This window comes from Variovorax durovernensis (assembly GCF_977011995.1).
In genome coordinates, this window is the sequence record NZ_CDRNCW010000001.1 from 1,453,279 (window position 1) to 1,477,315 (window position 24,037).

Here is a 24,037-nt window from a genome sequence, read left to right on the forward strand (position 1 = left end):
GGCTTTGTTTTGGTATTCACTGAGACGAATGCCCGGTCACATTCCGGTAATAAGCTAGTTTGAAATCCTTGTTTCGTTGCCGCTTTCCTGCACCGAGAGGCCGAAGCCCTGCTTCAGCAATGCCACGAAGCCGCCCATGTTGTTGGCATCGAAGCTGCCGCCGATGCGGATGCGCGCAAGCGCGGGATCGGCGATCACCAGCTTGCGCGTGTTGTAGCGGTTGAACTGCGCGGCCGCGTCGCCCAGCGAGGTCTGGTCGAACACCAGCTTGCCCTTGCGCCAGCTCAGTTCGTCGTCGATCTGCTTCGGCGCCTTCGACATCACCAGCACGTTGTTCGCGCTGGCAACAGCCGCCTGGTTGCGCACGAGCACGGTGGGCTCGCTGCTCTTTGCGCTCTTGTCGGTGCCGCGGTCGTTGCCGGTCGATGCGATCTGCACGCGGCCTTCTTCGACCACCACGTTCACCTGCTCGCCCTCGCGCCGCACCACGAAGCGCGTGCCCAGCACGGTGATGCGGCGGTCGCCGGCGATCACCACGAACGGATGCGCCTTGTCGTGCGCGATGTCGAAGTAGGCCTCGCCGTCTTCGAGCCACACCTTGCGTCCGTTGGCATTCACGACAGTGCGCAGGTGAGTGGCAGTGTTCAGCGTGAGCACCGAGCCGTCGGGCAGCGAGACCGACTGGCGCGCGCCCACGGCGGTGGCGTAGTGCTCGCTCTGCCAGTCCTGCGTGTACTTCCACCCGAGCCAGCTGCAGCCGGCGGCCGCGATCAGCATGCTGGCTGCAATGCGCTGCGTGGAAAAGCGCGGCAGCTGAAACGCGCGGTGCGCGGGAGCGCTCGGGCGCGTCGGCGCGGGTGTCGGCAGCGGTATGGGGATGACCCCGGGCGCCGCCGCGGCCGCAGGTGCCGCCGGCGCGCGCAAGGCGCCGAGCCGGTCGGCGCGCTCCCAGACGCTGGACAGGCGCAGCCACGCGATGCGGTGCGCGACGGACTCTGCAATCCATGCGTCGAGCTGCTGCTGGTCGGTGTCGGTCCATTTGCCGCCGTCGCGGCGCGCCAGCCATTCGGCGGCGGCGGATTCGATGCGTTCGGCTTCAGTCATGGCGAAAGCCTCTTTTCATTCTGTGCCCGGCCGAAGGCCTTGGTGTCGAGCTGCACGCCGCTGGAGAGCATGGCGTCCGCCAGGGCGCGCACGCCCCGCGACACCTGCCGTTCGACCGTGTCCTCGGTGATGCCGAGCAATATGGCTACGTCGCGCTGCGGCAGGCCGTCGATCTTGCGCAGCTCCACCACGCGGCGGCACTTGGGCGGCAGGGCGTCGAGCGCTGTCTGCAGCAGCCGCAGCTCGCCGCGGCCCGCTGCATGGCGCTCGGGCGTGAGCTCGTCGGCCGAGAAGTCGAGCGCGTCGAGGTCGGCAATGATTTCGATCGACACGATCTGCGCACGCCGCGCGCGGTCGATCAGCAGATTGCGGGCCGTGGCAAAGACAAAGGGCTTCACCAGTTCGGGCACGGCTTTGGCGGCGGATTCATAGATGCGCACATAGACATCCTGGCGCAGGTCGGGTACTTCGGATTCGTCGCGCCAGTTGCGACGAAGGAAACGCGTGAGCGCCGCCTCCATCGGCAGCACTTCGCTGACGAACCAGTTGTCCAAGTCACTGAGAACCAAAAGAGCGCTCCTGGAAAAATGGCCGGATGGGGATACGGCGCGTCGCCGGGAGTGGCGACACACACTGAGACGAACGGCCAGAAGATTTCCGGTAACGCGCGATGCGGCGCGAATTCTAGGAGCACTGAAATGGGGCACGGCGTTACCGGAAAGCGCGCGCGCGCTCGTCTCATGGGGGTACGAGAAAAAACAGCTCGCTGGAAATACAAAGACATGAATCGAATCGGGAGGCACAACCCCATCCTTCGCACCGGAATGGCCCGGCGGCGCGTCGCCGTCGGCCTGGGATGCGCACTGATCGGGGGCCTCGCATGGGCCGATGCCCGGGATTTCGACGTCGGCGGCGGCGAGCTGCGGCCCGCGCTGGATGTCTACATCGCGCAGTCGGGCGTGCAGTTGATCTACAAGATAGAAGACGTCAAGGGCCTGTCGACGCGCGGCGTCAAGGGCAGGATCGCGCCCGACGCCGCGCTGGAACGCCTGCTGGACGGCACGCGGCTGCGCATACGGCGGGGGCAGGACGGGGCGATGGTGCTCATCGCGCCCGCGCCCACCGCGGCGGCAGCAACCGGCGCCGCCGAAAAGAAGCCGTGACCTTCGGCAGGGGGCGGCGCGGCGGCGGCGCCCTTAACATTCCGGCGTGCGGGCCGACCCGCTTTCCATGAAATGACGATTCGCCGCCGCACTCTTGCCCTTCTTCTTCTCTCCGTGCCTGCTGCCGCCCTGGTGGCGGCGGGCGGCTACTGGGGAGCGACCCACCTCAACCTGAACCCGGGCCGCGAGGTGGGTGCCGTGCTCGACGAGTTCAACGGCGTGAAGGTGTATTACAACGGCGGCGTGAACCATTCCGACGGACGGCTGCTGTCCGCCGATGGCTACAACCTGGGCATCAAGTACCAGTGCGTGGAGTTCATCAAGCGCTACTACTTCGAGCGCTTCGGCCATCGCATGCCCGACCCCTACGGCAACGCGAAGGACTACTTCGACCGCGACACCGCGCACGGCGTGCTCAACGCCAAGCGCAATCTGCTGCAGTACCGCAACGCGCAGGCCGACAGGCCGCGGGTGGAAGACCTGATCGTGTTCAAGCCGACGCTGCTCAACCCGTATGGGCACGTGGCCATCGTCTCCGGCGTGGGCGAGAAAGACATCGAGATCGTGCAGCAGAACCCCGGGCCTTTCGGCGACAGCCGGGCCCGCCTTGCACTCGATGCGGCCGACGGACGCTGGACCGTGGCGGGCGGCACGCTGGGCTGGCTCCGGCGCGCGGGCGACAAACCAGCCGCGCCGTAGCCGGCAATCGGCTCGCAGCCGTTCTTTCTTTGGGGCTGCCTGGCGAAGCGGCGTAACTTTCGCGCAGGAACGACCGAACTACGCTGCATGGGACGCGGATGGGCATTCCGGCGGGGCCGGTGCATCTCTCGCCAGGCATCCATATGTATAGATGCCGCGTATTCAAAGGTCATCACCCAAGGATTTGCCATGAACCACCACGGACGCCGCTTCGTTCTCAAGGCCGGCTCATCGACGCTCGGCCTGGCGCTTTTCAACGGCTTTGGCTGGAGCGCCGGCCTAGCGCATGCCGCCGAGCCCGGAAAGTTCGAGATCACCCGCACCGATGCCGAGTGGCGCAAGCTCCTCACGCCCAACCAGTACGCCGTGCTGCGCCAGGAAGGCACCGAGCGGCCCTACTCGAGCCCGCTGAACGACGAGCACCGCGAAGGCCGCTTCGCCTGCGCGGGCTGCTCGCTCGAGGCGTTCTCTTCGAAGACCAAGTTCGACAGCAAGACCGGCTGGCCCAGCTTCTGGCAGCCGCTGCCCAATGCCGTCGGCCAGAAGGTCGACACCTCCGTCGGCATGACGCGCACCGAGGTGCATTGCAGCCGCTGCGGCGGCCACCTGGGCCATGTGTTCGACGACGGCCCCAAGCCGACCGGCCTGCGCTACTGCATGAACGGCGTGGCCATGAAGTTCAACCCGGGCGCCGCCTGATCGCCTGAGCGGCGCACCCTCATGCTTCTGTTCGTCGTCGCCTATATCGGCGGGGTGCTGACCATCCTCAGCCCCTGCATTCTTCCGGTGCTTCCCTTCGTGTTCGCGCGCGGCGACCAGCCTTTTCTCAAGGGCGGCCTGCCGCTGCTGCTCGGCATGGCGCTCACCTTCGCCGGCGTGGCCTCGCTGGCTGCGGTGGGCGGTGGGTGGGCGGTGGAGGCCAACCAGTACGGGCGCATGGGCGCGATCGCGCTGATGGCGCTGTTCGGCGTCACGCTGCTGTTCCCGCAACTGGCGCAGCGGCTCACTCGGCCGCTCGTGAGCTGGGGCGAGCGGCTCTCGGCAACGGCCGGCGGCAACGGCAGCGAGGGGCGAGGCGGACGCTCGTCCTTCGTCACCTCGGTGCTGCTGGGCGTGGCCACGGGCCTGCTGTGGGCGCCTTGCGCCGGGCCGATCCTCGGCCTGGTGCTGACCGGCGCGGCGCTGGGCGGTGCGAGCGCGCAGACCTCGCTGCTCCTGCTGGCCTACGCGGCGGGCGCGGCGACTTCCCTGGCGGGCGCACTGCTGGTCGGCGGGCGCCTGTTCAAGGCCATGAAGAAATCGCTGGGAGCGGGCGAATGGATCCGCCGCGGCATCGGCGTGGCGCTGCTGTGCGGCGTGGCTGCCATCGCCCTGGGGCTGGACACCGGCGTGCTCGCGCAACTGTCGGTATCGGGCACCTCGTCGGTGGAGCAGAAGCTGATCGACAAGGTGCGCCCGAAGAAGCCCGTCCGGAGCGTGGAGGACGCTCCCTTGGTGATGACGGCGCCCGGCTCGCCAGTCGGGTCTCAGCCGGTGCCCATGAGCCACCGGCCTGACGACGGGCAAAGCGCCGCCGGCGCGCCGTTCACCAAGACCTGTTCTTCGTCGAGCCGCGAGGCAGCCGAAGGATCGTCGTCGAAGGCGATCTGAAGCGCCTTGCTCACTTGCGCGTCTTCGATCGGCAGCTCCCACGTCAGGAACACCAGCGTGCAATCGCGTCCGGGCGCGAAGTCGGCCGCATCGAAACCGTTGCTGCCGCCGCGCGGAATCACGGCATGCGGCTGGCCGGTATCGAAGACCACCGCCGTGCCGCGAACGAGCGGAATGCGAACGTCCGCGAAAGGGAAGTGCAGGTCCAGCCCCTTGTCTTCGCTCATGAAGAGATTGCAGAAGGCCGCGCCGCCGTATTGCGCGCCGTCGTGGTGATACCGCGCGCCGCGGCAAGCCATCAACGCGACATCGCTCTCGGCGAGCACGCCCGGCAGCCCTAGCGCCGCTGTCCAGTCGGCCGCGGCTTGCACGCATTGCCTGTAGTCCGGCCAGCGCGTGCGTGCGCGCGCCAGCGGCAATTGCTCCACGTCGCCGGGCTCCAGCGCAAGCTGCGTGGAGATCTCGCGTTCCCAGTCCGTGGTCAGGCGCGCGGGAGGCATGGGTACGTCGAGCGTGCCCGTCGGCACAAGGTCGCTTACGCTGCGGCTGCGCATGGCGTCGCCGCTGCGGTAGCAGGCAGTGAGGCGGTCTCGTGAGCGGTGCGGTGGCGGGGCGGGGGGCATCGGGGCAGTGTAGTGACGCTTACTCGCCAACCACTCGCCGCACCGTCAACAACGCACTGCGCAAGCTCGGCAGCCCCACGGAGCCCAGCGCCAGCCGCAGCGCATGCGGCACGTGCTTCGACGTGGCGAAGGGCTCGGCCGTCGATACCGAGATGCCTTCGCGCATCAGCGCCGCCGAGACGTGGTCAGCGCGCATTTCCTCGGGCAATGGCAGCCAGACGAAGTACGACGACGGATGGCGCACGAAGCGCATGCCTGCGAGCGTTTCGTCGACGATGGACTGGCGCACCGCAGCGTCGTGCCGCTTTTCCGATTCGAGCCGCTCGACCGTGCCGTCTTCCAGCCATGCGCAGGCGATGGCCGTGGTCACGCCGGGCGTGCACCAGGTCGTGGCCCGGATGGCGCGTTCGATCTTCGGCACGCAGGCCTGCGGCGCGACGACGAAGCCCACGCGCAGCCCGGTCGCCACGTTCTTCGACAGGCCCGAGACGTACACGGTTGATTCGGGCAGCAGCATGGCCAGAGGCGGGGGCGGCATGTCTTGCGGATCGTCGGCCAGGAAGGCGTAGGCCGCGTCCTCCATGACGAGCAGGCCGTGCCTGCGGGTGATGGCTGCCAGCCGGCGGCGGCGGCTCGTGCTCATCACCCAGCCCAGCGGGTTGTGCAGCGTCGGCATCGCATAGATGGCACGAACCCGGCGGCGCGCGCACAGGCGCTCCAGCGCGTCGAGGTCGGGGCCGGCGCCCGATGCCGGGATGGGCGCCAGCTCCAGCCGGTGTGCCTCGGCCAGCACCTTGAAACCGGGGTAGGTGAGGGCATCGACCGCCACCACGTCGCCGGGCTGCAGCAGCGCCATGGCCGTGACCGCGAGGCCGTGCTGCGCGCCGTCGACCAGCAGCACCCGCGACGGGTCGAGCGCGTCGAGCCCGCGTGACGCGAGATGCCGCGCGACGCAGGCGCGCTCGTGCATGCGGCCGCCGTGCGGTGCGTAGCGCAGCATCGCGTCGAGTTCGCCGCCGGCGGCCAGTTGCCGCAGCGCACCGCGCAGCAGTTCGGCCTGCCCGGGCAGCGAGGGGTAGTTGAAGTTCAGGTCGACCTGGCCCGCCGCCACGGCCTGCTGGTCGATGCCCTTGTCGCGGGGAATGGTCGCTTCGCGCACGAAGGTGCCGCGGCCGACTTCGCCGCTGACCAGGCCCATGGCCTCGAGTTCGGCGTAGACGCGCGATGCGGTCACCAGCGCGAGGCCGTGGCGTTCGGCCAGCCGCCGGTGCGTGGGCAGGCGGGTGCCGGGCTTCAACCGGCCCGCGCGGATATCGGCGGCGAGTTCATCGACCAGTTGCTTGTATCGGGCTTCGGCCATCGGTGCGATGTATCCATGACAATTTTTTGATTGTATTGATCGTCTTGCCTACGATGGACGAACCCGCTTTCCCCCCACACAAACGAACGCCATGCACATCGCCATCCTCACCTTCGACGGCTTCAACGAACTCGACTCGCTCATCGCGCTGGGCGTGCTCAACCGGATCAAGAAGCCCGGCTGGCGCGTGACGCTCTGCTGCCCGGCGCCGGAGGTCACGTCCATGAACGGCGTCACCGTGCGCGCACAGTCGCTGCTCGAGGAAGCGCGCTCGGCGCAGGCCGTGGTCGTCGGCAGCGGCGTGCGCACGCGCGAGGTCGTCGAGAGCGCGGAGCTGATGGGGCGCCTGGCGCTGGACCCCGCACGCCAACTCATCGCGGCCCAGTGCTCGGGCACCTTGATCCTTGCCAAGCTGGGCCTGCTGGGCAGCGTGCCGGCCTGTACCGACCTGACCACCAAGCCGTGGGTGCAGGCGGCCGGCGTCGAAGTGCTGAACCAGCCTTTCTTTGCCAGCGGCAACGTCGCCACGGCGGGCGGCTGCTTCGCGTCGCCCTACCTGGCCGCGTGGATCATCGCCCGCACCGAGGGGCGGGAGGCCGCCGAGGCGGCGCTGCACTACGTGGCGCCGGTCGGTGAAAAAGAGGCCTACGTGAGCAATGCCTTCAGGTACATCGCGCCGTATCTGCCGCAATGACGACGGCGGCCTTCATTTTTCCGCCGCGCTGCCGATATCCCTCTGGTCAACACACAAAGGACGGAGGGAAACATGCTGACAGCCATCGGGGCAACAGGTTCCGCGGGGCGCGGCGGTGATGTGAGCGCCCAGCTCGCGAAGATCCAGCGGCAGATCACCGACACGCAACAGAAGATCACCGACACGCAGGGCGAACTGCTCAAGGCGCCCAACGATGAGGCGCGCAAGGCAATCCAGATGCAGCTCCAGGCGCTGGCCGCGCAGGTGCTCATGCTTCAGCAGCAGATGAATGTGCTGCGGATGTCGCAGGTCCAGAAGGAAGCGCTGGAATCGGTCTCCAAGGCGGTGCGCAGCGCCAGCAAGTCGGGCGGCGGCATCCGCACCAATGCCGAAGGCGTGCCGATCGGTGGAACGGTGGACGTGCAGGCCTGAGCCTGCCGCTACCTTTCGCCGCTGCCGGCCTCCCGCTCGGGCCAGCGGTGGCGCGTGCCGCCCGAGCGCCGGTCGGCCTTTTCCATGACGACGCCCTGCGCGCTCAGTTCGTTGCCGCGCTGCTCGAGATGGCGCAGGCACTGGAGAAAGATCTCCAGGTGCGCGGGCGTTATGCCCTCGAGCAGTTCGGTATTGAGCCCCGCGATGCGCGGGAACAGCTTGCCGTACAACTGCTCGCCCGAGGCGCTCAGGCGTACGTGCACTTCGCGCCGGTCCTCGGCATCCTGCCGACGCACCACCAGTTTCTTCTCGACGAGGCTGCGCAGCCCGCGCGAGGTGCGCACCCGGTCCAGGTGCAGGTGCGCGGCCAGCGCGGAGGAGGTCATCTCGCCGCGCTGCGCGAGCGTGCCGATCATTCCCCACTCGCGCCGCGTGATGCCGAAGCCGCCCTCGACCATGCGGGTCGCCATGCCGCTGCTGGTGCGCATGGCGCGTGACAACCTGTAGAGCAGCAGGTCGTCCAGTGAGCTGGGTGCGCGCAGCGACCCTGCATCGGGAAAAGCTTGCATACGGATGGATTAAGAGTGCTGGGCGTTGTGGTCCGCTAGCCTCGCAGAGCAGTTGATGGATTAGATCAACTGTTTACTGGCTGCGTATAAACCGGTCACAAATTCTCACAGACAGCGATCTGGACCGGCACGCGATTTTCGCCGTGAAGGCATCGCGCATGTCCGCCCACAACCACCGCTCGCAGGAAACCCGATGGTCGCATTCTTTTCCAGGCGCAAGCTCTTGGCGTGGGGCCTCGCGCTCGCCGCCTGCGCTCCTGTCGTTCATGCTCAAGCCCAGCAGGCGCTGGATGGTCCGCTGACCCTGGTGGTCGGCTATGCGGCGGGCGGCACCACCGACCGCATCGCGCGGCTGCTCGCCGAGCGGCTGGGTCCGAAACTCGGCGTGGCGGTGACGGTAGAGAACAAGCCGGGCGAGGGCGGCCGGCTGGCGGCCAAGGAAGTGCGGCGCACCCCGCCGGGACAGAACGTGCTGATGCTCGGCAACCCCGCCGTGATGGTGGTCGCGCCCCTGGTCATCAAGGACGTGGGCTACGACCCCGACAAGGACTTCGTGCCGGTCTCGCAGGTCAGCAGCTACGACTTCGCGCTGGCCGTGGGCCAGAAGCTGCAGCTCGACCGCGCCATGTTCCTGGTGGGCCGGCTCTGGGCGCATCCGGAAGAGGCCGTGTTCGGCGTGCCCGCTACCGGCAGCCTGCCTCACTTCTTCGGCCTGATGGTGGGCGACGCCCTGAGCGTGCAGCCGCAGATCAAGGGCTACGGCGGATCGGCGCCGCTGTCGGCCGACCTGATCGGCGGCACGCTGCCGATCGCCATCGACACGCTGGATTCGCTCTATGCACAGCACCTGGCTGGCAAGGTCCGCATCCTGGCGGTGTCGGGCAAGAAGCGCGCGAGCTTCGCGCCCGCGATCCCGACCTTCCGCGAGGCCGGCATGAAGATCGACGCCGACGGCTGGAACACCTTCTTCGCTCCCAGCACGATGGCCCCGGCCAAGGTGCAACTGGTGGCCGGCGCCATCCGCGACGCGATGCGCGACCCGGGCCTGCAGAAGGCAGCCGAGGCGGCTTACATCACGCCGGTGGTGAGTTCGACGGCGGAGACCGCGCAGATGCTCAAGGCCTATCGGCAGCAGTGGGAGCCGGTGGTGCGCCGCTCGGGCTTCTCGCCCTGAGGGCGGGCTGTCAGTGCGAAGCGACGTAGACAGATGAGGGCAACGGGTCGGGCAGCGCGAACGCCTTGCGCATGCGCTCCGCTTCTTCGGCGGGGCCGCGTCCGAACATGCGCTTGAATTCGCGGCTGAACTGCGACGCGCTCTCGTAGCCGACTTGCGAACCGGCCACGGCTGCAGTCACCTCGCTGCGGGTCATGATCAGCCGTGCCTGATGCAGCCGCGTCGACTTGAGGTACTGCATGGGCGAAGTGGCCGTGACCGTCTTGAAGTGCGCATGGAACGACTGCGGGCTCATGCCGGCCTCGCCGGCCAGTTGACCGATGTCGAGCGCTTCCGCAAAAGAGGCGTGGATCTTCCGGATGGCTTTCGCGATCTTGCCGAACTGTCCTTGCCGCGTGAGCGCATTGCGCATCGAGGCGCCCTGCTCGCCGGTGAGCACGCGAAAGTAGATCTCGCGCACCAGCGCCGGACCGAGCACCACTGCTTCCAAAGGGACGCGCATGACTTCGAGAAAGCGCAGCACCGACTGAGCGAGCATGGCGTCCATCGGCGTGGACATCAGGCCCCGGGGTGCGGCCTGCGCCGCCAGCCCCTGTTCGTCGAGTTGGAGCATGAGTTCGGCGGCCACGCTGAAGTCGAGCCGGAAATAGATGGCCAGCAAAGGTTCTTCGGCGGTGGCGTCCGTTTCCATCGAGAACGGCACCGGCACCGACACTGCCAAGTAGTGCTGTGCGTCGTACAGATACACCTCGTCGCCGAGAAAGCCGCGCTTGCGGCCCTGGCAGACGATCACGATGCCGGGGTCATACAGCACCGGCGCGCGGCTCAAGGGGCGGTTCGAGCGCAGGAAGCGCACATCGGGCAGGGCGGTGAGGTTGTAGCCTTCCGTCGGCGCGAGGGAGCCGAGCAGTTCGACCATGCGTGCCTGCATGGCCGATGGCGGGAGCGGAGGCGCGGTCATCGTGGGTGGGGCGGGGTGTTCGATGCGGCCAATTTGCCAGATCGGGCCGCCTCTTTCCAGCGGGCTGGAGTTTCAGGCAAGCAACTCAGCGAGACGGGCATTCCTGTTGCAGGCCCCGTTTCATAGCATGAGGCATCCATTTCTCAAGGAGCCCACATGGCTGCATCTTCCTCCAGGACATTCCTCATCACCGGCGTCAGCTCCGGCTTTGGTGACGCCTTCGCGCGGGCTGCGCTCGCGGACGGCCACGTCGTCGTCGGCACCGTGCGAGGCGAGGCTGCGCGCGGCGCCTTTGAAGCACTCGCCCCTGGCCGCGCCCATGCCGTGATGCTCGACGTGACCGACTTCGACGCCATCGAGCCGGTTGTAGCCGCCGTCATGCAACGGGTCGGGCCTATCGACGTACTCGTGAACAACGCTGGCTACGGCCACGAGGGCACGCTCGAGGAATCCGGCCTCGATGCGATGCGTCGCCAGTTCGACGTCAACGTCTTCGGCGCCGTAGCCATGACCAAGGCCGTCCTGCCGTCAATGCGCGAGCGCCGCAGCGGGCATATCGTCAACATCACTTCGATGGGCGGCTTCATCACGATGCCCGGCATCGCGTATTACTGCGGCAGCAAGTTCGCGCTCGAAGGTATTTCGGAAGTGCTGGCCAAGGAAGTCGCAGGCTTCGGCGTGAAGGTGACCGCGGTTGCGCCAGGCTCCTTTCGCACCGATTGGGCCGGGCGTTCGATGGTGCGCACGGAACGCACGCTGCCCGACTACGACGCGCTGTTCGAACCGATCCGCAAGGCGCGCCAGGAGAAAGACGGCAAGCAGGCGGGCGACCCCGCCAAAGCCGCGCAAGCCTTGCTGCGCATCGTGGCCGACGAGAACCCGCCAGTGCATCTGTTGCTCGGCAGGGACGCGCTCCGGTTGGTACGGGACAAGCTGGCGGTCATGTCGAGCGAGATCGATGCGTGGGAACCGCTGTCGGCCTCGACGGACCACGACTGACGGCAGGCATCGCGCTTGGCCGCACAATGGCTGCCTACGCAGCAAACATTGTCCAGCGGAGGGCGTGTGCCTATCGAGACAGTTCTCATCGACGCCGACGGCGTGATCCAGTACGCGCCGGAGGATTGGTCTCTGGCGTTCGCTCGCTGCCTGGCCTGTGGCGATCCAGCGCTCGAGCAGCAGTTCACGAAAGACATCTACGCGGCCGAGACCGCATGTCTTTCTCGACCTGACGGCTTCGACGAAGCGCTTCTCGATGTGCTGAAGTCCTGGGATCGCGTGGCGCACAAGCCGTCCATTCTCCAAGCCATGCTGTCCATCCTGCCGCACACCGATGTGCAGGAGGCAATAAGCGCTGTGAGGTCGAGCGGAAAACGGTGCTACATCGCCAGCAACCAGCAGGCCCTGCGTGCGAGGTTCATGTCGACCGAACTGGGCTATGCGTCGATGTTCGATGGAGAGTTGTACTCATGCGCGCTGGGTGCCGCGAAACCCAGCATGCTCTACTTCGAGCGAGCATTGAAGGCGGTTGGCGCCGATGCAAGCACGACGCTGTTCATCGACGACAGGCTCGAGAATGTGGAAGGAGCCCGCCGGGCCGGGCTGCACGCCTTCCTGTACGACGGGCGCAGTGGAGCCGCCGTGCTGAAGTCCCATCTGCGCAAGTTCGGTGTCTTGGCGCCACAGTGAGCGCCAGCCCTGAGACGCGTCAGCGCGTCGCGACGATGAAGAGCCGCGGAAACGGCAGCAGCACGCTGCCGTCCTTCAGCGCCGGGTAGGCCTTCGCGATGACTGCCAGGTAGCTCGCGAGAAAGCCCGCCTGCTGCTCCGCGTCGAGCAGCCCAAGGTACGGCCGCAACGCCGAGCCCTTGAACCATTCCACGACTGCCGGCGCGCCACCCGCCAGCGGGTGGTAGTAGGTGGTGCGCCACACGTCGACACGGCCGCAGTGCGGGTGCAGCATCTCGTAGTAGTCGATGGCGCCATGCCGCGCCGGGTGGCGCACGTCGCCGATGCGGTCGGCCCAGCGCGGGTCTTTCGCGGTTTCGCGGGCGAGGCGGTGCGCGGGTTCTTCCAGGTTGTCGGGCGTCTGGATCGCGAGGTTGCCGCCGGGCGCGAGCTGCTGCGCCAGCCGGGGGTAAAGCGTCGCGTGATCGGGCAGCCATTGCAGCGAGGCGTTGGCGAGGATCACGTCGACCGGCTGCGCGGACTGCCAGGTGGCGATGTCGGCCACCTCGAAGTTCACGCCGGGCATGCGCTTGCGTGCGGCCTGGATCATGTCGTCGGAGCTGTCCATGCCGCTGACCAGCGCGCCGGGAAAACGCTGCGCCAGCACTTCGGTGGAGTTGCCGGGGCCGCAGCCCAGGTCGACGGCGGTGCGCACTTCGCGCTGCGGCAGGGCGGCCACGAGGTCGCGCACGGGGCGGGTGCGTTCTTCTTCGAAGGCCGAATATTGCTTGGCTGACCAGGTCATCGCGGGGTTCCTTTGCTGTTTCGGCGGCGAGTTTGCCGAGCAGGGAGTGCTACGTAAAATGAATTTATTCTGGCCATTGATTCATAAAGCTGATGAAGATCGACATCCTCGGTATCCAGGCTTTCGTGGCCATTGCCGACGAAGGCAGCTTCCAGGCAGCAGCCGGCGCGCTCAACGTCACGCAGACCGCCATCACGCAGCGGCTGCGCAAGCTGGAAGAATTTCTGGGCGTGGCGCTGGTGGAGCGCACCACGCGCTCTGTGGCGCTCACCACCATCGGCCGCGATTTCGTGCCGCGCGCGCGGCGGCTGCTGGTGGAGCTGGCCGATTCGCTGCTTGAGATCCGCGAGACCGGCAAGGCGGAGCGCGGCGACGTGTCTATCGCCTGCGTGCCCACGGCGGGCGTGCAGTTCCTGCCGCGCATCATGAAGGCCTATTCGGCGAAGTACCCGCACAACCGCATCAAGATACTGGACCACTCGTCGTCGGCCGTGGCGAATGCGGTGCTGCACCGCGAGGTCGAGTTCGGCATCGGCATGGCGGGTGCGCACGCGCCCGAGCTGCAGAGCGTGCCGCTGATCGAGGACGAGTACGTGCTCATCTGCCATGAGGAGCATCCGCTGGCGCAGCGCAAGCGCATCGCGTGGCGCCAGCTCGAGCCGCACCCGCTGATCTTCGCGGGCCACGCGAGCGAGAACCGGCCGCTGCTCGACCTGGCGCTTGGCGCGGCCGCCGCCAACCTGAAGCCTTTCTACGAAGTGCAGCGCAGCTCGACCGCCGTGGGACTGGTCGCGGAGCGCGTGGCGGCCGCCGTGGTGCCCCGGCTCGCGCTGCAGAAAGGCGCCTACCCCACGCTGCGGGTCGTCGAACTCACGGAGCCCAAGGTGTCGCGCACGCTGGTGCTGATGACGCGCAAGACAGCGCGGCTCTCGCCGGCCGCTCAGGCGCTGTATGACCTGATCGAGGCGCAGGCCTCGGTGGCGACCGCCTCACGCCGGCGCTGACAGGACGGTTGCTCAGGCCGCCTGTTTCGTCCCCAGCCTGCTTCCGCCCCAGCGCCCCGCCAGCCGCTTCACCAGCAGGTAGAACAGCGGCACGAAGAAGATGCCCAGCGCGGTGGCCGTCAGCACGCCGCCGAACACGCCGGTGCCGATGGCCACCTGGCTCGCGGAGCCCGCGCCGGTGGCCAGCGCCAGCGGCACCACGCCGGCCAGGAAGGCGAGCGAGGTCATCAGGATCGGCCGCAGCCGCAGGCGTGCGCCCTCGGCCACCGCGTCGAGCAGCGGCACGCCGCGGCGCAGCGCCGCTTCCGCGAACTCGATGATCAGGATCGCGTTCTTGGCCGACAGCCCGATGGTCGCGAGCAGGCCGACCTGGAAGTAGATGTCGTTCGACAGCCCGCGCAGCGACGCCGCGATCACCGCGCCCAGCACGCCCAGCGGAATCACCAGCATCACCGAGAACGGCACCGACCAGCTTTCGTACAGCGCGGCCAGGCACAGGAACACCACGAGGATCGACACCGCGAACAGCAGCGGCGCCTGCCCGCCCGAAAGGCGCTCCTGGTAGGAGAGCCCGCTCCATGCGTGGCCCGTGCCCGCCTGCTTCTTCGCGATGGCCTCGACCGCCGACATGGCCGTGCCGGAGCTCGTGCCCTGCGCGGCCGCGCCCTGGATCTGCACCGCGGGCAGGCCGTTGTAGCGCTCCAGCTGCGACGCGCCCTGCGACCAGCGCGTGGTGGCGAAGGCCGAGAACGGCGTCATCGCGCCGGTGCTGCCGCGCACGAACCACTGGCCCATGTCCTCGGGGGCCGAGCGGTAGGGCGCATCGGCCTGCACGTACACGCGCTTCACGCGGCCGCGGTCGATGAAGTCGTTGACGTAGTTGCCGCCCCAGGCAATGCCCAGCGTGGTGTTCACGTCGTCCAGCGACAGCCGCAGCGCCGACGCCTTGACCTGGTCGATGTCGACCTGCAGCTGCGGCGTGTTGGCGATGCTGTTGGCGCGCACCGACTGCAGGCGCTTGTCCTTGTTGGCGTCGCGCACCAGCGCCTCGCGCTTGTGCACCAGCTTGTCGGGGCCCATGCCGGAGGTGTCCTGCAGCCAGAACTCGAAGCCGTTGGACTGGCCCAGGCCTTCGATGGGCGGCGGCACCATGCCGTAGACCTCGGCGTCGCGCTGCTGCTTCGAGAGCGCCGCGCTCGCGCGCTCGACGATGGCGTGCGCGCGCTTTTCCGGCTCTTTGCGTTCCGACCAGTCCTTGAGCGATACGAAGGCCATGCCCGTGTGCTGCCCCGAGCCGGCGTAGCTCCAGCCCGCCAGCGTGAAGATGGTGTCGGTGGTGTCCTTCTCGGTTTCCAGGAAGTGCTTCTCGACCGCCTTGTTCACGGCGTCTGTGCGGCTCTGCGTGGCGCCGGCCGGCAGCGAGACCTGCACCATCACGCTGCCCTGGTCTTCTTCCGGCAGGAAGCCGCCGGGCAGGCCCAGATACAGCAGCCCCATGCCCGCCACGATGGCTGCATACACGGCGGTGAAGCGCAGCGGCTTGCGCAGGATGCGGCCCAGCAGGCCCACGTAGCGGCCCTGCGCCGCGTCGAAGCGCCGGTTGAAGGCACCGAGGAATCCGCGAGTGCGCGGCGGTACGCCCGGCTTCAGGAAGCGCGCGCACAGCGCCGGGATCAGCACGATGGCCACCACCACCGAGAGCGCCATCGACGCGATGATCGTCACCGAGAACTGCCGGTAGATCACGCCCACCGAGCCGCCGAAGAAAGTCATCGGCAGGAACACCGCCGACACCACCACCGCAATGCCCACCAGCGCGCCGGTGATCTCCTTCATCGACTTGATGGTGGCGGCTTTCGGGTCCAGCCCTTCTTCGTGCATGACGCGCTCGACGTTCTCCACCACCACGATGGCGTCGTCCACCAGCAGGCCGATGGCCAGCACCATGCCGAACAGCGTGAGCACGTTGATCGAATAGCCGAAGGCCGCGAGCACGCCGAAGGTGCCCAGCAGCACCACCGGCACGGTGATGGCCGGGATCACGGTGGCGCGCCAGTTCTGCAGGAACAGGAACATCACCACCACCACCAGCGCGATGGCCTCCAGCAGCGTCTTGAGCACCGACTGGATCGAGATCTTCACGAAGCGCGTGGTGTCCTCCGCGTAGGCCACGCGCAGGCCGGCGGGCAGCGAGGGCTCCATTTCGGCGATGCGTGCCTTCACCGCCTTGGCGGTGGTCAGCGCATTGGCGCCGGGCGCCAGCATGATGGCCGCGCCGGCTGCGGGGTGGCCGTTCAGGCGCGTGGTTTCCGCGTAAGACTCGTTGCCGATTTCCACGCGTGCCACGTCGCCCAGCCGCACCACGGCGCCGTCGGCCTGGGTCTTGAGCACGATGCCGCGGAACTGATCGGGCGTCTGCAGCCGCGAGAGCGCGGTCACGGTCGCGTTCAGTTGCTGGCCGGCAGGCGAGGGCCGCGCGCCGATCTCGCCGACCGACACCTGCGTGTTCTGCGCTGTGATGGCAGCGGTGATGTCCGACGGCATCAGCTGGTAGCTCGCCAGCCGGTGCGGGTCGAGCCAGATGCGCATCGCATACGCCGCGCCGAAGGCCTGCACCGAGCCCACGCCGTCGACGCGGCTCACCGGGTCGCGCAGGTTGCTGGCCATCCAGTCGGCCACGTCGGTGTCGGTGCGGCGGTCGGTCTCGTCGTAGAGCGCCACGATCAGCAGGAAGTTGTTCTGCGACTTGTAGACAGTCACGCCCTGCTGCTGCACCGCCTGCGGCAGCCGGCTGGTGGCCTGGCTGACCTTGTTCTGCACCTGCACTTGCGCCGTGTCGGGGTCGATGCCCTGGCGGAAGGTGATGCTGATGTCGGCGTAGCCGGCCGAGCTGCTCGTCGACTTGAAGTACAGCAGGCCGTCGATGCCCTTGAGCTGCTGCTCGAGCACCTGCGTCACGCTGTTCTCCACCGCCTGCGCCGAGGCGCCGGGGTAGTTGGCGGAGACGACGACAGTAGGCGGCGCGATGTCCGGGTACTGCGACACCGGCAGCGTGCGGATGGCCACGCCGCCGGCCAGCATGATGAGGATGGCGATGACCCATGCGAACACGGGCCGGTGGATGAAGAAATTCGCGATCACGTCGGGTTGCTCAATCTGCGGAAGAAGCCGTGGCGGCGGTCGCCGCCGTCACCGGTACTGGCTTTACCTTGGCTCCGGGGTGGGCGCGCTGCAGCCCGTCGACCACCAGGCGGTCGCCTTCGCGCAGGCCTTTGCTCACGATCCACTGGTCGCCCGTGGTGCTGCGCAGCTCCAGGGCGCGCAGCTCGACCTTGTCGCCCGCGCCTACCACCAGGGCCGTAGGCTCGCCTTTCTCGTTGCGTGCCACGCCGCGCTGCGGCGCCAGGATGGCCTGCCGTTCCACGCCGGACTCGACCTGCGCGCGCACGTACATGCCGGGCAGCAGCAGCCCCTGCGGGTTTGGGAACTCCGCGCGCAGCGTGACCGAGCCCGTGGCCGGATCGACCGCGACTTCGGAGAACTTCATCGTGCCCGTGTGCGAATAGGGCAGGCCGTCTTCCATGCGCAGGCCGACCTGCGTGCTGGCTGGCGCCATGTCGCCCGAGATGAAGCGGCGCTTGAGCCGCGTCAGATCCAGGCTCGACTGCACCACGTCGACATAGATCGGGTCCAGCCGCTGGATGGTGGCCAGCGCCGTTGCCTGGCCCGGCGCCACCAGCGCGCCTTCGGTCACGCTGGAGCGCCCGATGCGTCCCGCGATGGGCGCGGTGATGCGGGTGAAGCCGAGGTTGATGCGCGCCGCCTTCACTGCCGCCTGCGCGGCCTTCACGCCGGCCTCGGCCTGCACCAGCGCGGCCTGCGCCTCTTCATGCTCCTGGCGGCTCACTGCGTTGGCCTTGACCAGTTCGCCGAAGCGGCCGGCCTTGCCCCGCAGGCTAGCGATGCTGGCCTGCGATGTGGCGAGCGCGGCCTGCGCCTGCTCGTGCGCGGCCTCGAACGGGCCGGGCTCGATCTCGTACAGCACCTGGCCCGCGCGGACCATGCTGCCCTCCTCGAACAGGCGCTTGCGCACGATGCCGTTGACCTGCGGCCGCACTTCGGACACGCGGAACGCGGCGGTGCGGCCCGCCAGCTCGGTGTGCACCGGCACGTCGGCGGTGTGCAGCGTGACCACGCCGACTTCCGGCGGCGGTGTCTCGGCGGTGGCGGGGGGCTGCTTTGCGCCGCATGCGGCGAGCACGAGCAGGGAAAGCAGCGAAAGGGAAAACAGGAGCTTGGAGGTCATGGCCGTCGAGAAACGCGGTTCGGCGCGAGCCGGAGTCGCCCGGGTCGCGCGGATGTAATTTGCACAATATTGGTGCATTGTGCTGCTCGTGTTGCGTCGCAACATGAAGAATTCCTTAGCCTTCCAAGGGCTGAAACCAACGACAAAAAGCCCATGCAGGCACGAGCCCGCCGCCACGTCGATCCGTGGCGGCGGGCCCTGCCGCATGGGCCGCTATGGCGGTGGCTGGCTTGGAGCTAGCTGGCGCTTTGCTGACGCCGTCCCAGTGCGAACACCGAGTTCGGCGCGTCGACGACGAAAGGCTTGCGGGTGGCCGGCTGGCCGGCCGGCGTGCGCCGGCTGTCGGTCCGCGCGGCGGCTTGAACGCCCTTGGCCTTCTGTTCGTCGACCAGGCTTTGCAGCGAGATCGACTTGAGGAACTCGACCGCCCGCAGGTTCACGGTGGCCCAGAGTTCGTCGATTTCGCAGCGGCCGGGTTCGCCAGGCGCGTCGGCACCGCGCTGGCGGGTGGATTCGGCATCGTGTTCCTCGATCGAGAGGACGATGTCGGCCACGGAAATATCCGCAGCCTTGCGGCTCAGAGAATACCCGCCGCCCGGGCCCCGGGTCGATTCGACCAGGTCGTTGCGGCGCAGCTTGCCGAACAGCAACTCCAGGTAGGACAGCGAGACGCGCTGGCGCATGCTGATCGACGCCAGCGTGACCGGACCCGAACGTCCGTGCAGGGCGATGTCGATCATCGCCGTGACCGCGAAGCGGCCTTTGGTGGTGAGGCGCATGGGGAGTTCCTTTCCTTCCTGGGGGTTGTTACTCGTCCCGGCCGCCGGCGATGCCCAGCAGGGCCAGCAGCGACTGGAACACGTTGTAGATGCTGAGGTACACGCCCAGCGTGGCGGAGATGTAGTTGGTCTCCAGGCCGTCCTTCACGCGCTTGAGGTCGTGCAGGATGAAGGCCGAGAAGATGCCGATGGCCAGCACCGACAGCGTCATCATCAGCGCGCTCGACTTCAGGAAGAAGTTGGCGATGCCCGCCACCAGCAGCAGGATGGCGCCGATGAAGAGCCACTTGCCCATGCCCGACAGGTCGCGCTTGATGACCGACGACAGCGTCGCCATGCCCAGGAAGATCGCGCCGGTGCCGGCAAAGGCCGTCATGACCAGGCTGGCGCCGTTCTGCAGGCCGAGCACGGTGCCGACCAGGCGCGACAGCATCAGGCCCATGAAGAAGGTGAAGGCCAGCAGCACCGGCACGCCGGCGGCGGATTCCTTGGTTTTCTCGATGGCGTACATGAAGCCGAAGGCGCCGCCGAGGAACACCATCAGGCCGATGCCCGGCGACATGGCGCGCGAGAAGCCGGTGGAAACGCCGATCCAGGCGCCGAGAACGGTGGGCAGCATCGACAGCGCGAGCAGCCAGTAGGTGTTGCGCAGGACGCGGTTGCGTTCCTGGGGCGAGGCCAGCGGCAGGTCGAGGCTGGCGTAGACGGGAGTGCTGTTGTTCATTGTGATGATTCCTTGATGCTTGTTGGGCGACCGGCGCCGTGCGGAGCGAATTGGCGTGCGCGGCGGCGAACGGCCGGAAAAAACTGGATTGCTGTCTGGGCGATGCCGGGTGCCGCCGAATGGCCGGCTGGCCCGGATCAGGGGAGGCGGGAGCCGTGGCGGCTCCCGGTCGCGCAGGGCCTTGCGGCCTCAGGCGACGAAGAGCGCGGCGCGGGGTGGCCGCTTGGGCCGGGCGAGGAACGGCGAAACCGTGGTGGTCAGCCCGAGCTTGGGTGGCTGCTCCGAAAGAAGGAGCGGCAGGGGAATGTCGTTGCGGGCGTCGACCAGCTCGGCGTGTTCGGAGCCGGCTTCATCGACAGAATTGGCATCGTCAGATGCCGGATCGGCATCCGCGACCAGGGTCTTGCCGTCCGAAAGGGCCCCGTCGGCCAGCGATACGGCGGCGACGAGCGTCTTGGAAGTCAGGGTGGTTTGCGAGGACTGCGCCTGCTGGGCATGCGAATGGCCGGCACCGATCATGTTGTGGGCAAGCACGGCAAAACCGTAGCAGGACAACATGATGGCAAGGACAGTAGCGGCAAACCAGCGGTACATGAAGGGGTAATTTTACCTGCCGCGCCCAGGGTTGTCCGGCGCGGCCACTTTCAACCGACCTGATCGCACGGATGCTCGCTCAGGCAGGCGCGGTCGGCGTTTCGCTGCCCGAGGGCTGCAGCCATTCGCTTGCGTGAGCGCGCAATGCATCGATCTGCAGCCATATCAGAGCCAGTTCGGTGTGGAAAGTTCGCGCCTGCGGGTCCGATTCGCCGCCGGCGGCCAATGCCGCCTGGGCCAGCGCGGCGCGCGCGGCCTGCTCGGCCGCCGTGTCGCGCGGGCCGTCCACCGAGCCGCTGTCCAGCCCCGCCGCCAGCGCCTCGAGTGCCGCGATGGCGCCTTCGGCCGCGCTGCGCAGCACCGCCATCTGCGCCGAGTCGGGCAGCGCCGCGCGGTGCGCGCCCAGCGCCGAGAGATAGCTCAACAGCGTATGCGAGCGGATCAGGAAGCGCAGCGCCACGCCCGCGCGCGGCCGCACGTAGCCCGGTTCGCGGAACATGTCTGACACCGCGGTGGACAGCGCGGCGTCGGCGTTGTGGTCGTTGCGGCGGGCCAGACGGTAGTCGAGGTGGTCGCGCGCGCCGGTGCGGTATTGCTCGACGATCTGCCGCAGGTAGCCCGCATGGCCGCGCATGGCCGTGGCCGCCAGTTCGTTGATGCGGCGTGCCTGCCAGTGCGGCAGCACCAGCAGCACCGCCAGCCCGGCGATCGCGCTGCCGATGGCGGTGTCGACCAGCCGCGGCACCAGCAGCACGCCGCTGTCGCCCACCTGGTTGAAGCACATCAGCACCAGCAGCGTCATCGACGCGGTGGCCAGCAGGTAGCGCGTGGTTCGGGTGGCAAAGAACACCACGCCCGCCGCCACCGCGATCACCGACTGCACCAGCGGCTGCGGAAACAGCTGCAGCAGCGCCCAGCCCGCCACCACGCCCAGCGCCGTGCCCGCTATGCGCTGGCCCATGCGTGCGATGGTGTCGCCGTATGACTGCTGGCAGACGAACAGCGTGGTCAGCAAGATCCAGTAGCCCTGTGCCGGGTGGATGGCGTGCATCACGCCGTAGCCCGCCACCAGCGCGATCGACAGCCGCAGCGCATGGCGGAAGAGCGGCGAACGCACCGTGAGTTGCCGCCGCACGCGTTCCACCGCGTCGCGCCAGGAACGCGGCGAGCGGTCGAACAGGCCCATTTCGGTACGGCCGGCGCGCGCCGATGGCTGGCTTGCGCCCGCCAGTTGCCCGTCCAACTGCGCGAGGTTGCGCGCCAGCGCCTCGACCGACGCGAGCAGCGCCAGCCGCTCGGGCGTTGCCGCCCGCGCGCGCTCATGCTCGATGGCGCTGCGCAGGTCGGCCAGCGCCAGCACGGTCTCGGTGCCGGTGTCGAAGGGCTCGCGCCGCGCGATCGATTCCGACAGCCGCAGGCACGCCAGCCCCTGCAGGCCCAGCACGCGCTGGCAGCGGTAGAGCAGGTCGCTGTGGAAGAAGGCGTCGGCCAGCGCGTTGTAGTCGTCGTGCGAAGAGCTGGCGCGCTCGTGCACATCCTGCGCGATCAGGTAGAGGCCGCGGTAGCGCGAGATGCGCCCGGTCGGAGCCCGCGCGCCGATGCGGCGGAAGATGCTTTCCTTGGCCGCATTGAGCTCGCTCACCACCTCGGCATTGAGCTGCGCGAGCGCGAGCCGCTTGCGCTCGATGTCGATGCCGCGCAGCGGCTCGAACAGCGAGGCCTTGAAGCGCACATAGTTGCCCAGCACCGTGAACAGCGTCACCAGCCGCGCCTGCACCGGCTGCGCCGGAAAGGCCGCGCACCACAGCACCGAGAACACGCCGTACCAGGCCGCGCCCGCCAGCAGCAGCAGCGGCTCGCGGCCCCGGTGGACCATGGTTCCGTGCGAGCTCATGTTCTCGATGCCGAGCGTGGCGTACATCCCCAGGATCAGCGTGGCATAGGCGATGGCCTTGTAGCGCGCCTCCACCGCGCCAAGCATCGTGAGGCTGAAGGCCGCGAGCGCGAGCCCGGTAATGAACAACCACGGCAGGCCGAACAGCGCCTCTACCGCGAACGCCATTGCCGCGAAGCAGGCCAGCGTGACGATCTGCGCGCGAAGCCGGCCGCGCCAGCTGTCGTCGGTTTCGGCGAGCGCGCTTGCGATGGCGCCAAGGAACAGCGGGATCACCGCGTCGGGGTGATCGGTGTAGCCGCAGGCGGCCATCAGGCTGCCGAGCGTGAGCAGGATGCGCAGCGGCTGCGCGCGGGAAGCAAAAGACCGCAGCCGCTGGCGCAGCGCGTCGGGAGACAGGGGAAGCATGGCGCGATCTTGCACGATGCATGCCACGGGATTTTTACGGCACGGTGCGGCGGCCCAGGAATCCGTGGCGTGGGGCGATCCAGTCGGCCGTGCCGGCGGCGCTGGAGGCGGTGCCGATGAACAGCGTGCTGTCTTCGGGCAGCAGGAATTGCAGGCCTTCGGCGCCGTTCAGCACCTGCAGCGTGGCACCGCCGAGGTCGAGCCGGTCGCCGGGCTCGGGCTGCACGGCGGACGCTTCGGGCCACGCTTCGCGCACCGCATCTTCCAGCGGCAATGCCAGCGTCGACCAGATCCACCGCACGCGGCCCGGCGCAGCGTTGCACAGCGCCGCGATGTGCCCGGGGCTCGCGGGCGAGGGGTCGATCAGCACGCAGTCGCTGCCTTCGATGCCAGCGAAATAGCTGTGCGGCAGCGCGCCAGTCGCATCGGCCGGCCCCGTGACCCGCCAGACCCGTGGCGACAGCCGCATCACCAGCCCGGTCTCGAGCGCATAGCGCCCGCCGCCTTCGCCGTCCGGGTCGACGCGCCCGACCTCGTCATACGCCGGCTCTTCCATGTTCACCGGCCTCCGGCCGTTGGGCCCGTCCGCGAGCCGGGGCATGACGCGCGGAATGTGCTTCAGCCCGCGCGCATGGTCCATGAGTTCCTGCACGCTGGAGAACTGCGCGAGCTGCTCGAGGATGCGCCGCGTCACGTTCATCAGCTTGAGTCCGCGCGCCGGGGAAACGGCATCGGCAGGCTGCAGCCACATGTGCTCGACCGTCTCGCGACCGTCGGGCCGCACCGTCTGCGCGTCGGGCATCGATGCCAGGAAGAAGCGCGTGTCGAAGCGGCGCGGCATGCCCGGCGGCGTGAGCCAGTACGCGAAGTAGGCAAGCCGGTCCGCTGCGAGCTGCCAGCCGTGCGACTCGCACATTGCCAGCAGCGCGTCGGTGCCTTGCTCCGCCGCGTGGCGCATGGCGGCGAGCTGCTCCGGCGGCATGCCGTCCAGCGCCACCAGCCGGCCCTGGCTTGCCTTGTCGGTCGCGAACAGCAGGCCGGCTTCCTCGAAGCATTCGCGGATCGCCGCCGCGTAGTAGTCGAGCCCGCCTTCGGCCACCGCGAGGCGTTCGCTCGCGGCCCTGTCGTCCATGCCGCCGCAGTGGCCATGCAGGCTGCGGTCGTGTGCATCGATCACGCCGCCCGGGAACACGCTGGCGCCGCTGTTCTGGTCGTTGGCCTTCTCGGCCCGGCGCAGCATCAGCACCTCGAGCCCGCGCGCGCCGTCGCGCAGCACGATGAGCGTGGCTGCGTTGCGCACGGGGCGCGCGGCGGCCGGTTTTTGCGGGGTCTCGTTGTTCTGGGTGTTCATGGTCGGCCATTCTCGCGCCGGCCGGCCGCTGGCACACAGGTGACAGCAGGGCCCCGCGGCTGTCGCGTGAAGGAC

The 24,037-nt window shown here is 68.3% G+C and carries 23 protein-coding genes and 1 pseudogene; 10 read left to right on the plus strand and 14 right to left on the minus strand.

Annotation, left to right across the window (positions count from 1 at the left end; translation table 11 throughout):
* Positions 1–54 precede the first annotated feature (54 nt).
* Both ACWV14_RS06890 and ACWV14_RS06895 read right to left on the minus strand, forming a co-directional pair.
* The gene (locus tag ACWV14_RS06890) at positions 55–1,104 is read right to left on the minus strand and encodes a FecR family protein (RefSeq protein ID WP_454907573.1); all 1,050 of its coding nucleotides are present in this window, start codon (positions 1,102–1,104) and stop codon (positions 55–57) included.
* Entirely contained in the window at positions 1,101–1,673 is a 573-nt protein-coding gene (locus tag ACWV14_RS06895; protein WP_454907572.1) for an RNA polymerase sigma factor, read from the minus strand. Before ACWV14_RS06895 ends, ACWV14_RS06890 begins: the two co-directional genes overlap by 4 nt.
* A gap of 213 nt (positions 1,674–1,886) precedes the next feature.
* Here ACWV14_RS06895 and ACWV14_RS06900 point away from each other — a divergent pair, with 213 nt between their 5' ends.
* From ACWV14_RS06900 to ACWV14_RS06915, 4 genes and pseudogenes are all read left to right on the plus strand, one after another.
* Entirely contained in the window at positions 1,887–2,267 is a 381-nt protein-coding gene (locus ACWV14_RS06900; RefSeq protein WP_454907571.1) for an STN domain-containing protein, read from the plus strand.
* A 114-nt stretch (positions 2,268–2,381) separates the two neighbouring features.
* Positions 2,382–2,966 (plus strand): CHAP domain-containing protein, encoded by a 585-nt coding sequence (locus ACWV14_RS06905; RefSeq protein ID WP_454907570.1) that lies wholly within the window; start codon positions 2,382–2,384, stop codon positions 2,964–2,966.
* A 189-nt stretch (positions 2,967–3,155) separates the two neighbouring features.
* A complete protein-coding gene (gene msrB, locus ACWV14_RS06910; protein ID WP_422085218.1) occupies positions 3,156–3,665 on the plus strand; it encodes a peptide-methionine (R)-S-oxide reductase MsrB in 510 nt (169 codons plus the stop codon).
* A 21-nt stretch (positions 3,666–3,686) separates the two neighbouring features.
* Positions 3,687–4,586, plus strand: a pseudogene (locus ACWV14_RS06915) (cytochrome c biogenesis CcdA family protein); the annotation flags it as partial.
* On the opposite strand, the gene ACWV14_RS06920 reads toward ACWV14_RS06915, so the two are convergent.
* Both ACWV14_RS06920 and ACWV14_RS06925 read right to left on the minus strand, forming a co-directional pair.
* Positions 4,493–5,239, minus strand: coding sequence for a hypothetical protein (locus ACWV14_RS06920; protein ID WP_454907569.1), 747 nt, complete (start codon positions 5,237–5,239; stop codon positions 4,493–4,495). The pseudogene ACWV14_RS06915 and the gene ACWV14_RS06920 sit on opposite strands and share 94 nt — an antisense overlap.
* A 19-nt stretch (positions 5,240–5,258) precedes the next feature.
* A complete protein-coding gene (locus tag ACWV14_RS06925; protein WP_454907568.1) occupies positions 5,259–6,599 on the minus strand; it encodes an aminotransferase-like domain-containing protein in 1,341 nt (446 codons plus the stop codon).
* Between the two features lie 91 nt (positions 6,600–6,690).
* Between ACWV14_RS06925 and ACWV14_RS06930 the strand changes: the two genes are divergently transcribed.
* Together ACWV14_RS06930 and ACWV14_RS06935 are read left to right on the plus strand one after the other, a co-directional pair.
* Positions 6,691–7,293 (plus strand): DJ-1/PfpI family protein, encoded by a 603-nt coding sequence (locus tag ACWV14_RS06930; protein WP_454907567.1) that lies wholly within the window; start codon positions 6,691–6,693, stop codon positions 7,291–7,293.
* Positions 7,294–7,365: 72 nt separating this feature from the next.
* Positions 7,366–7,725 carry a FlxA-like family protein gene (locus tag ACWV14_RS06935; protein WP_454907566.1) on the plus strand — a complete coding sequence of 120 codons (360 nt, stop codon included), beginning with the start codon at positions 7,366–7,368 and terminating at the stop codon, positions 7,723–7,725.
* 8 nt (positions 7,726–7,733) lie between these two features.
* Here the strand turns inward: ACWV14_RS06935 and ACWV14_RS06940 are convergent, their stop codons facing one another.
* Positions 7,734–8,294 (minus strand): MarR family winged helix-turn-helix transcriptional regulator, encoded by a 561-nt coding sequence (locus tag ACWV14_RS06940; protein ID WP_422085223.1) that lies wholly within the window; start codon positions 8,292–8,294, stop codon positions 7,734–7,736.
* Between the two features lie 193 nt (positions 8,295–8,487).
* On the opposite strand from ACWV14_RS06940, the gene ACWV14_RS06945 reads away from it, so the two are divergent.
* Positions 8,488–9,468, plus strand: a complete 981-nt coding sequence (locus tag ACWV14_RS06945) for a tripartite tricarboxylate transporter substrate-binding protein (protein WP_454907565.1) — start codon at positions 8,488–8,490, stop codon at positions 9,466–9,468.
* A gap of 10 nt (positions 9,469–9,478) precedes the next feature.
* Here the strand turns inward: ACWV14_RS06945 and ACWV14_RS06950 are convergent, their stop codons facing one another.
* Entirely contained in the window at positions 9,479–10,429 is a 951-nt protein-coding gene (locus tag ACWV14_RS06950) for an AraC family transcriptional regulator (RefSeq protein ID WP_454907564.1), read from the minus strand.
* Positions 10,430–10,585: 156 nt separating this feature from the next.
* On the opposite strand from ACWV14_RS06950, the gene ACWV14_RS06955 reads away from it, so the two are divergent.
* Positions 10,586–11,428 carry an oxidoreductase gene (locus ACWV14_RS06955; protein WP_285410053.1) on the plus strand — a complete coding sequence of 281 codons (843 nt, stop codon included), beginning with the start codon at positions 10,586–10,588 and terminating at the stop codon, positions 11,426–11,428.
* A gap of 66 nt (positions 11,429–11,494) precedes the next feature.
* Positions 11,495–12,118, plus strand: a complete 624-nt coding sequence (locus ACWV14_RS06960; RefSeq protein WP_454907563.1) for an HAD family hydrolase — start codon at positions 11,495–11,497, stop codon at positions 12,116–12,118.
* Between the two features lie 19 nt (positions 12,119–12,137).
* Here ACWV14_RS06960 and tam read toward each other — a convergent pair whose 3' ends face one another.
* Positions 12,138–12,902, minus strand: coding sequence for a trans-aconitate 2-methyltransferase (tam, locus tag ACWV14_RS06965; protein ID WP_454907562.1), 765 nt, complete (start codon positions 12,900–12,902; stop codon positions 12,138–12,140).
* 92 nt (positions 12,903–12,994) lie between these two features.
* On the opposite strand from tam, the gene ACWV14_RS06970 reads away from it, so the two are divergent.
* Positions 12,995–13,906, plus strand: coding sequence for a LysR family transcriptional regulator (locus tag ACWV14_RS06970; protein WP_454907561.1), 912 nt, complete (start codon positions 12,995–12,997; stop codon positions 13,904–13,906).
* Between the two features lie 12 nt (positions 13,907–13,918).
* Here ACWV14_RS06970 and ACWV14_RS06975 read toward each other — a convergent pair whose 3' ends face one another.
* From ACWV14_RS06975 to ACWV14_RS07005, 7 genes are all read right to left on the minus strand, one after another.
* Entirely contained in the window at positions 13,919–17,047 is a 3,129-nt protein-coding gene (locus ACWV14_RS06975) for an efflux RND transporter permease subunit (protein WP_454912694.1), read from the minus strand.
* Between the two features lie 10 nt (positions 17,048–17,057).
* The gene (locus ACWV14_RS06980) at positions 17,058–18,212 is read right to left on the minus strand and encodes an efflux RND transporter periplasmic adaptor subunit (RefSeq protein ID WP_454907560.1); all 1,155 of its coding nucleotides are present in this window, start codon (positions 18,210–18,212) and stop codon (positions 17,058–17,060) included.
* Between the two features lie 236 nt (positions 18,213–18,448).
* Positions 18,449–18,991 carry an Rrf2 family transcriptional regulator gene (locus ACWV14_RS06985; protein WP_454907559.1) on the minus strand — a complete coding sequence of 181 codons (543 nt, stop codon included), beginning with the start codon at positions 18,989–18,991 and terminating at the stop codon, positions 18,449–18,451.
* Positions 18,992–19,019: 28 nt separating this feature from the next.
* Positions 19,020–19,715: a Bax inhibitor-1/YccA family protein gene (locus ACWV14_RS06990; protein WP_422085231.1), complete on the minus strand. Its 696-nt coding sequence runs from the start codon at positions 19,713–19,715 to the stop codon at positions 19,020–19,022.
* A 189-nt stretch (positions 19,716–19,904) separates the two neighbouring features.
* Entirely contained in the window at positions 19,905–20,309 is a 405-nt protein-coding gene (locus ACWV14_RS06995; RefSeq protein ID WP_454912695.1) for a hypothetical protein, read from the minus strand.
* Positions 20,310–20,388: 79 nt separating this feature from the next.
* Positions 20,389–22,611, minus strand: a complete 2,223-nt coding sequence (gene yccS, locus ACWV14_RS07000) for a YccS family putative transporter (protein WP_454907557.1) — start codon at positions 22,609–22,611, stop codon at positions 20,389–20,391.
* Between the two features lie 34 nt (positions 22,612–22,645).
* A complete protein-coding gene (locus ACWV14_RS07005; RefSeq protein WP_454907556.1) occupies positions 22,646–23,962 on the minus strand; it encodes an NUDIX domain-containing protein in 1,317 nt (438 codons plus the stop codon).
* Between the last annotated feature and the right edge of the window lie 75 nt (positions 23,963–24,037).

Excerpts from the sequence above, each read along its gene's own strand:
- ACWV14_RS06890 (WP_454907573.1), bottom strand. The coding sequence starts at position 1,104 with ATGACTGAAGCCGAACGCATCGAATCCGCCGCCGCCGAATGGCTGGCG.
- ACWV14_RS06995 (WP_454912695.1), bottom strand. The coding sequence starts at position 20,309 with ATGTACCGCTGGTTTGCCGCTACTGTCCTTGCCATCATGTTGTCCTGC.
- tam (WP_454907562.1), bottom strand. The coding sequence starts at position 12,902 with ATGACCTGGTCAGCCAAGCAATATTCGGCCTTCGAAGAAGAACGCACC.
- ACWV14_RS06940 (WP_422085223.1), bottom strand. The coding sequence starts at position 8,294 with ATGCAAGCTTTTCCCGATGCAGGGTCGCTGCGCGCACCCAGCTCACTG.
- ACWV14_RS06920 (WP_454907569.1), bottom strand. The coding sequence starts at position 5,239 with ATGCCCCCCGCCCCGCCACCGCACCGCTCACGAGACCGCCTCACTGCC.
- yccS (WP_454907557.1), bottom strand. The coding sequence starts at position 22,611 with ATGCTTCCCCTGTCTCCCGACGCGCTGCGCCAGCGGCTGCGGTCTTTT.
- ACWV14_RS06985 (WP_454907559.1), bottom strand. The coding sequence starts at position 18,991 with ATGCGCCTCACCACCAAAGGCCGCTTCGCGGTCACGGCGATGATCGAC.
- ACWV14_RS06950 (WP_454907564.1), bottom strand. The coding sequence starts at position 10,429 with ATGACCGCGCCTCCGCTCCCGCCATCGGCCATGCAGGCACGCATGGTC.
- msrB (WP_422085218.1), top strand. The coding sequence starts at position 3,156 with ATGAACCACCACGGACGCCGCTTCGTTCTCAAGGCCGGCTCATCGACG.
- ACWV14_RS06935 (WP_454907566.1), top strand. The coding sequence starts at position 7,366 with ATGCTGACAGCCATCGGGGCAACAGGTTCCGCGGGGCGCGGCGGTGAT.
- ACWV14_RS06930 (WP_454907567.1), top strand. The coding sequence starts at position 6,691 with ATGCACATCGCCATCCTCACCTTCGACGGCTTCAACGAACTCGACTCG.
- ACWV14_RS06945 (WP_454907565.1), top strand. The coding sequence starts at position 8,488 with ATGGTCGCATTCTTTTCCAGGCGCAAGCTCTTGGCGTGGGGCCTCGCG.
- ACWV14_RS06955 (WP_285410053.1), top strand. The coding sequence starts at position 10,586 with ATGGCTGCATCTTCCTCCAGGACATTCCTCATCACCGGCGTCAGCTCC.
- ACWV14_RS06980 (WP_454907560.1), bottom strand. The coding sequence starts at position 18,212 with ATGACCTCCAAGCTCCTGTTTTCCCTTTCGCTGCTTTCCCTGCTCGTG.
- ACWV14_RS06900 (WP_454907571.1), top strand. The coding sequence starts at position 1,887 with ATGAATCGAATCGGGAGGCACAACCCCATCCTTCGCACCGGAATGGCC.
- ACWV14_RS06925 (WP_454907568.1), bottom strand. The coding sequence starts at position 6,599 with ATGGCCGAAGCCCGATACAAGCAACTGGTCGATGAACTCGCCGCCGAT.
- ACWV14_RS07005 (WP_454907556.1), bottom strand. The coding sequence starts at position 23,962 with ATGAACACCCAGAACAACGAGACCCCGCAAAAACCGGCCGCCGCGCGC.
- ACWV14_RS06970 (WP_454907561.1), top strand. The coding sequence starts at position 12,995 with ATGAAGATCGACATCCTCGGTATCCAGGCTTTCGTGGCCATTGCCGAC.
- ACWV14_RS06990 (WP_422085231.1), bottom strand. The coding sequence starts at position 19,715 with ATGAACAACAGCACTCCCGTCTACGCCAGCCTCGACCTGCCGCTGGCC.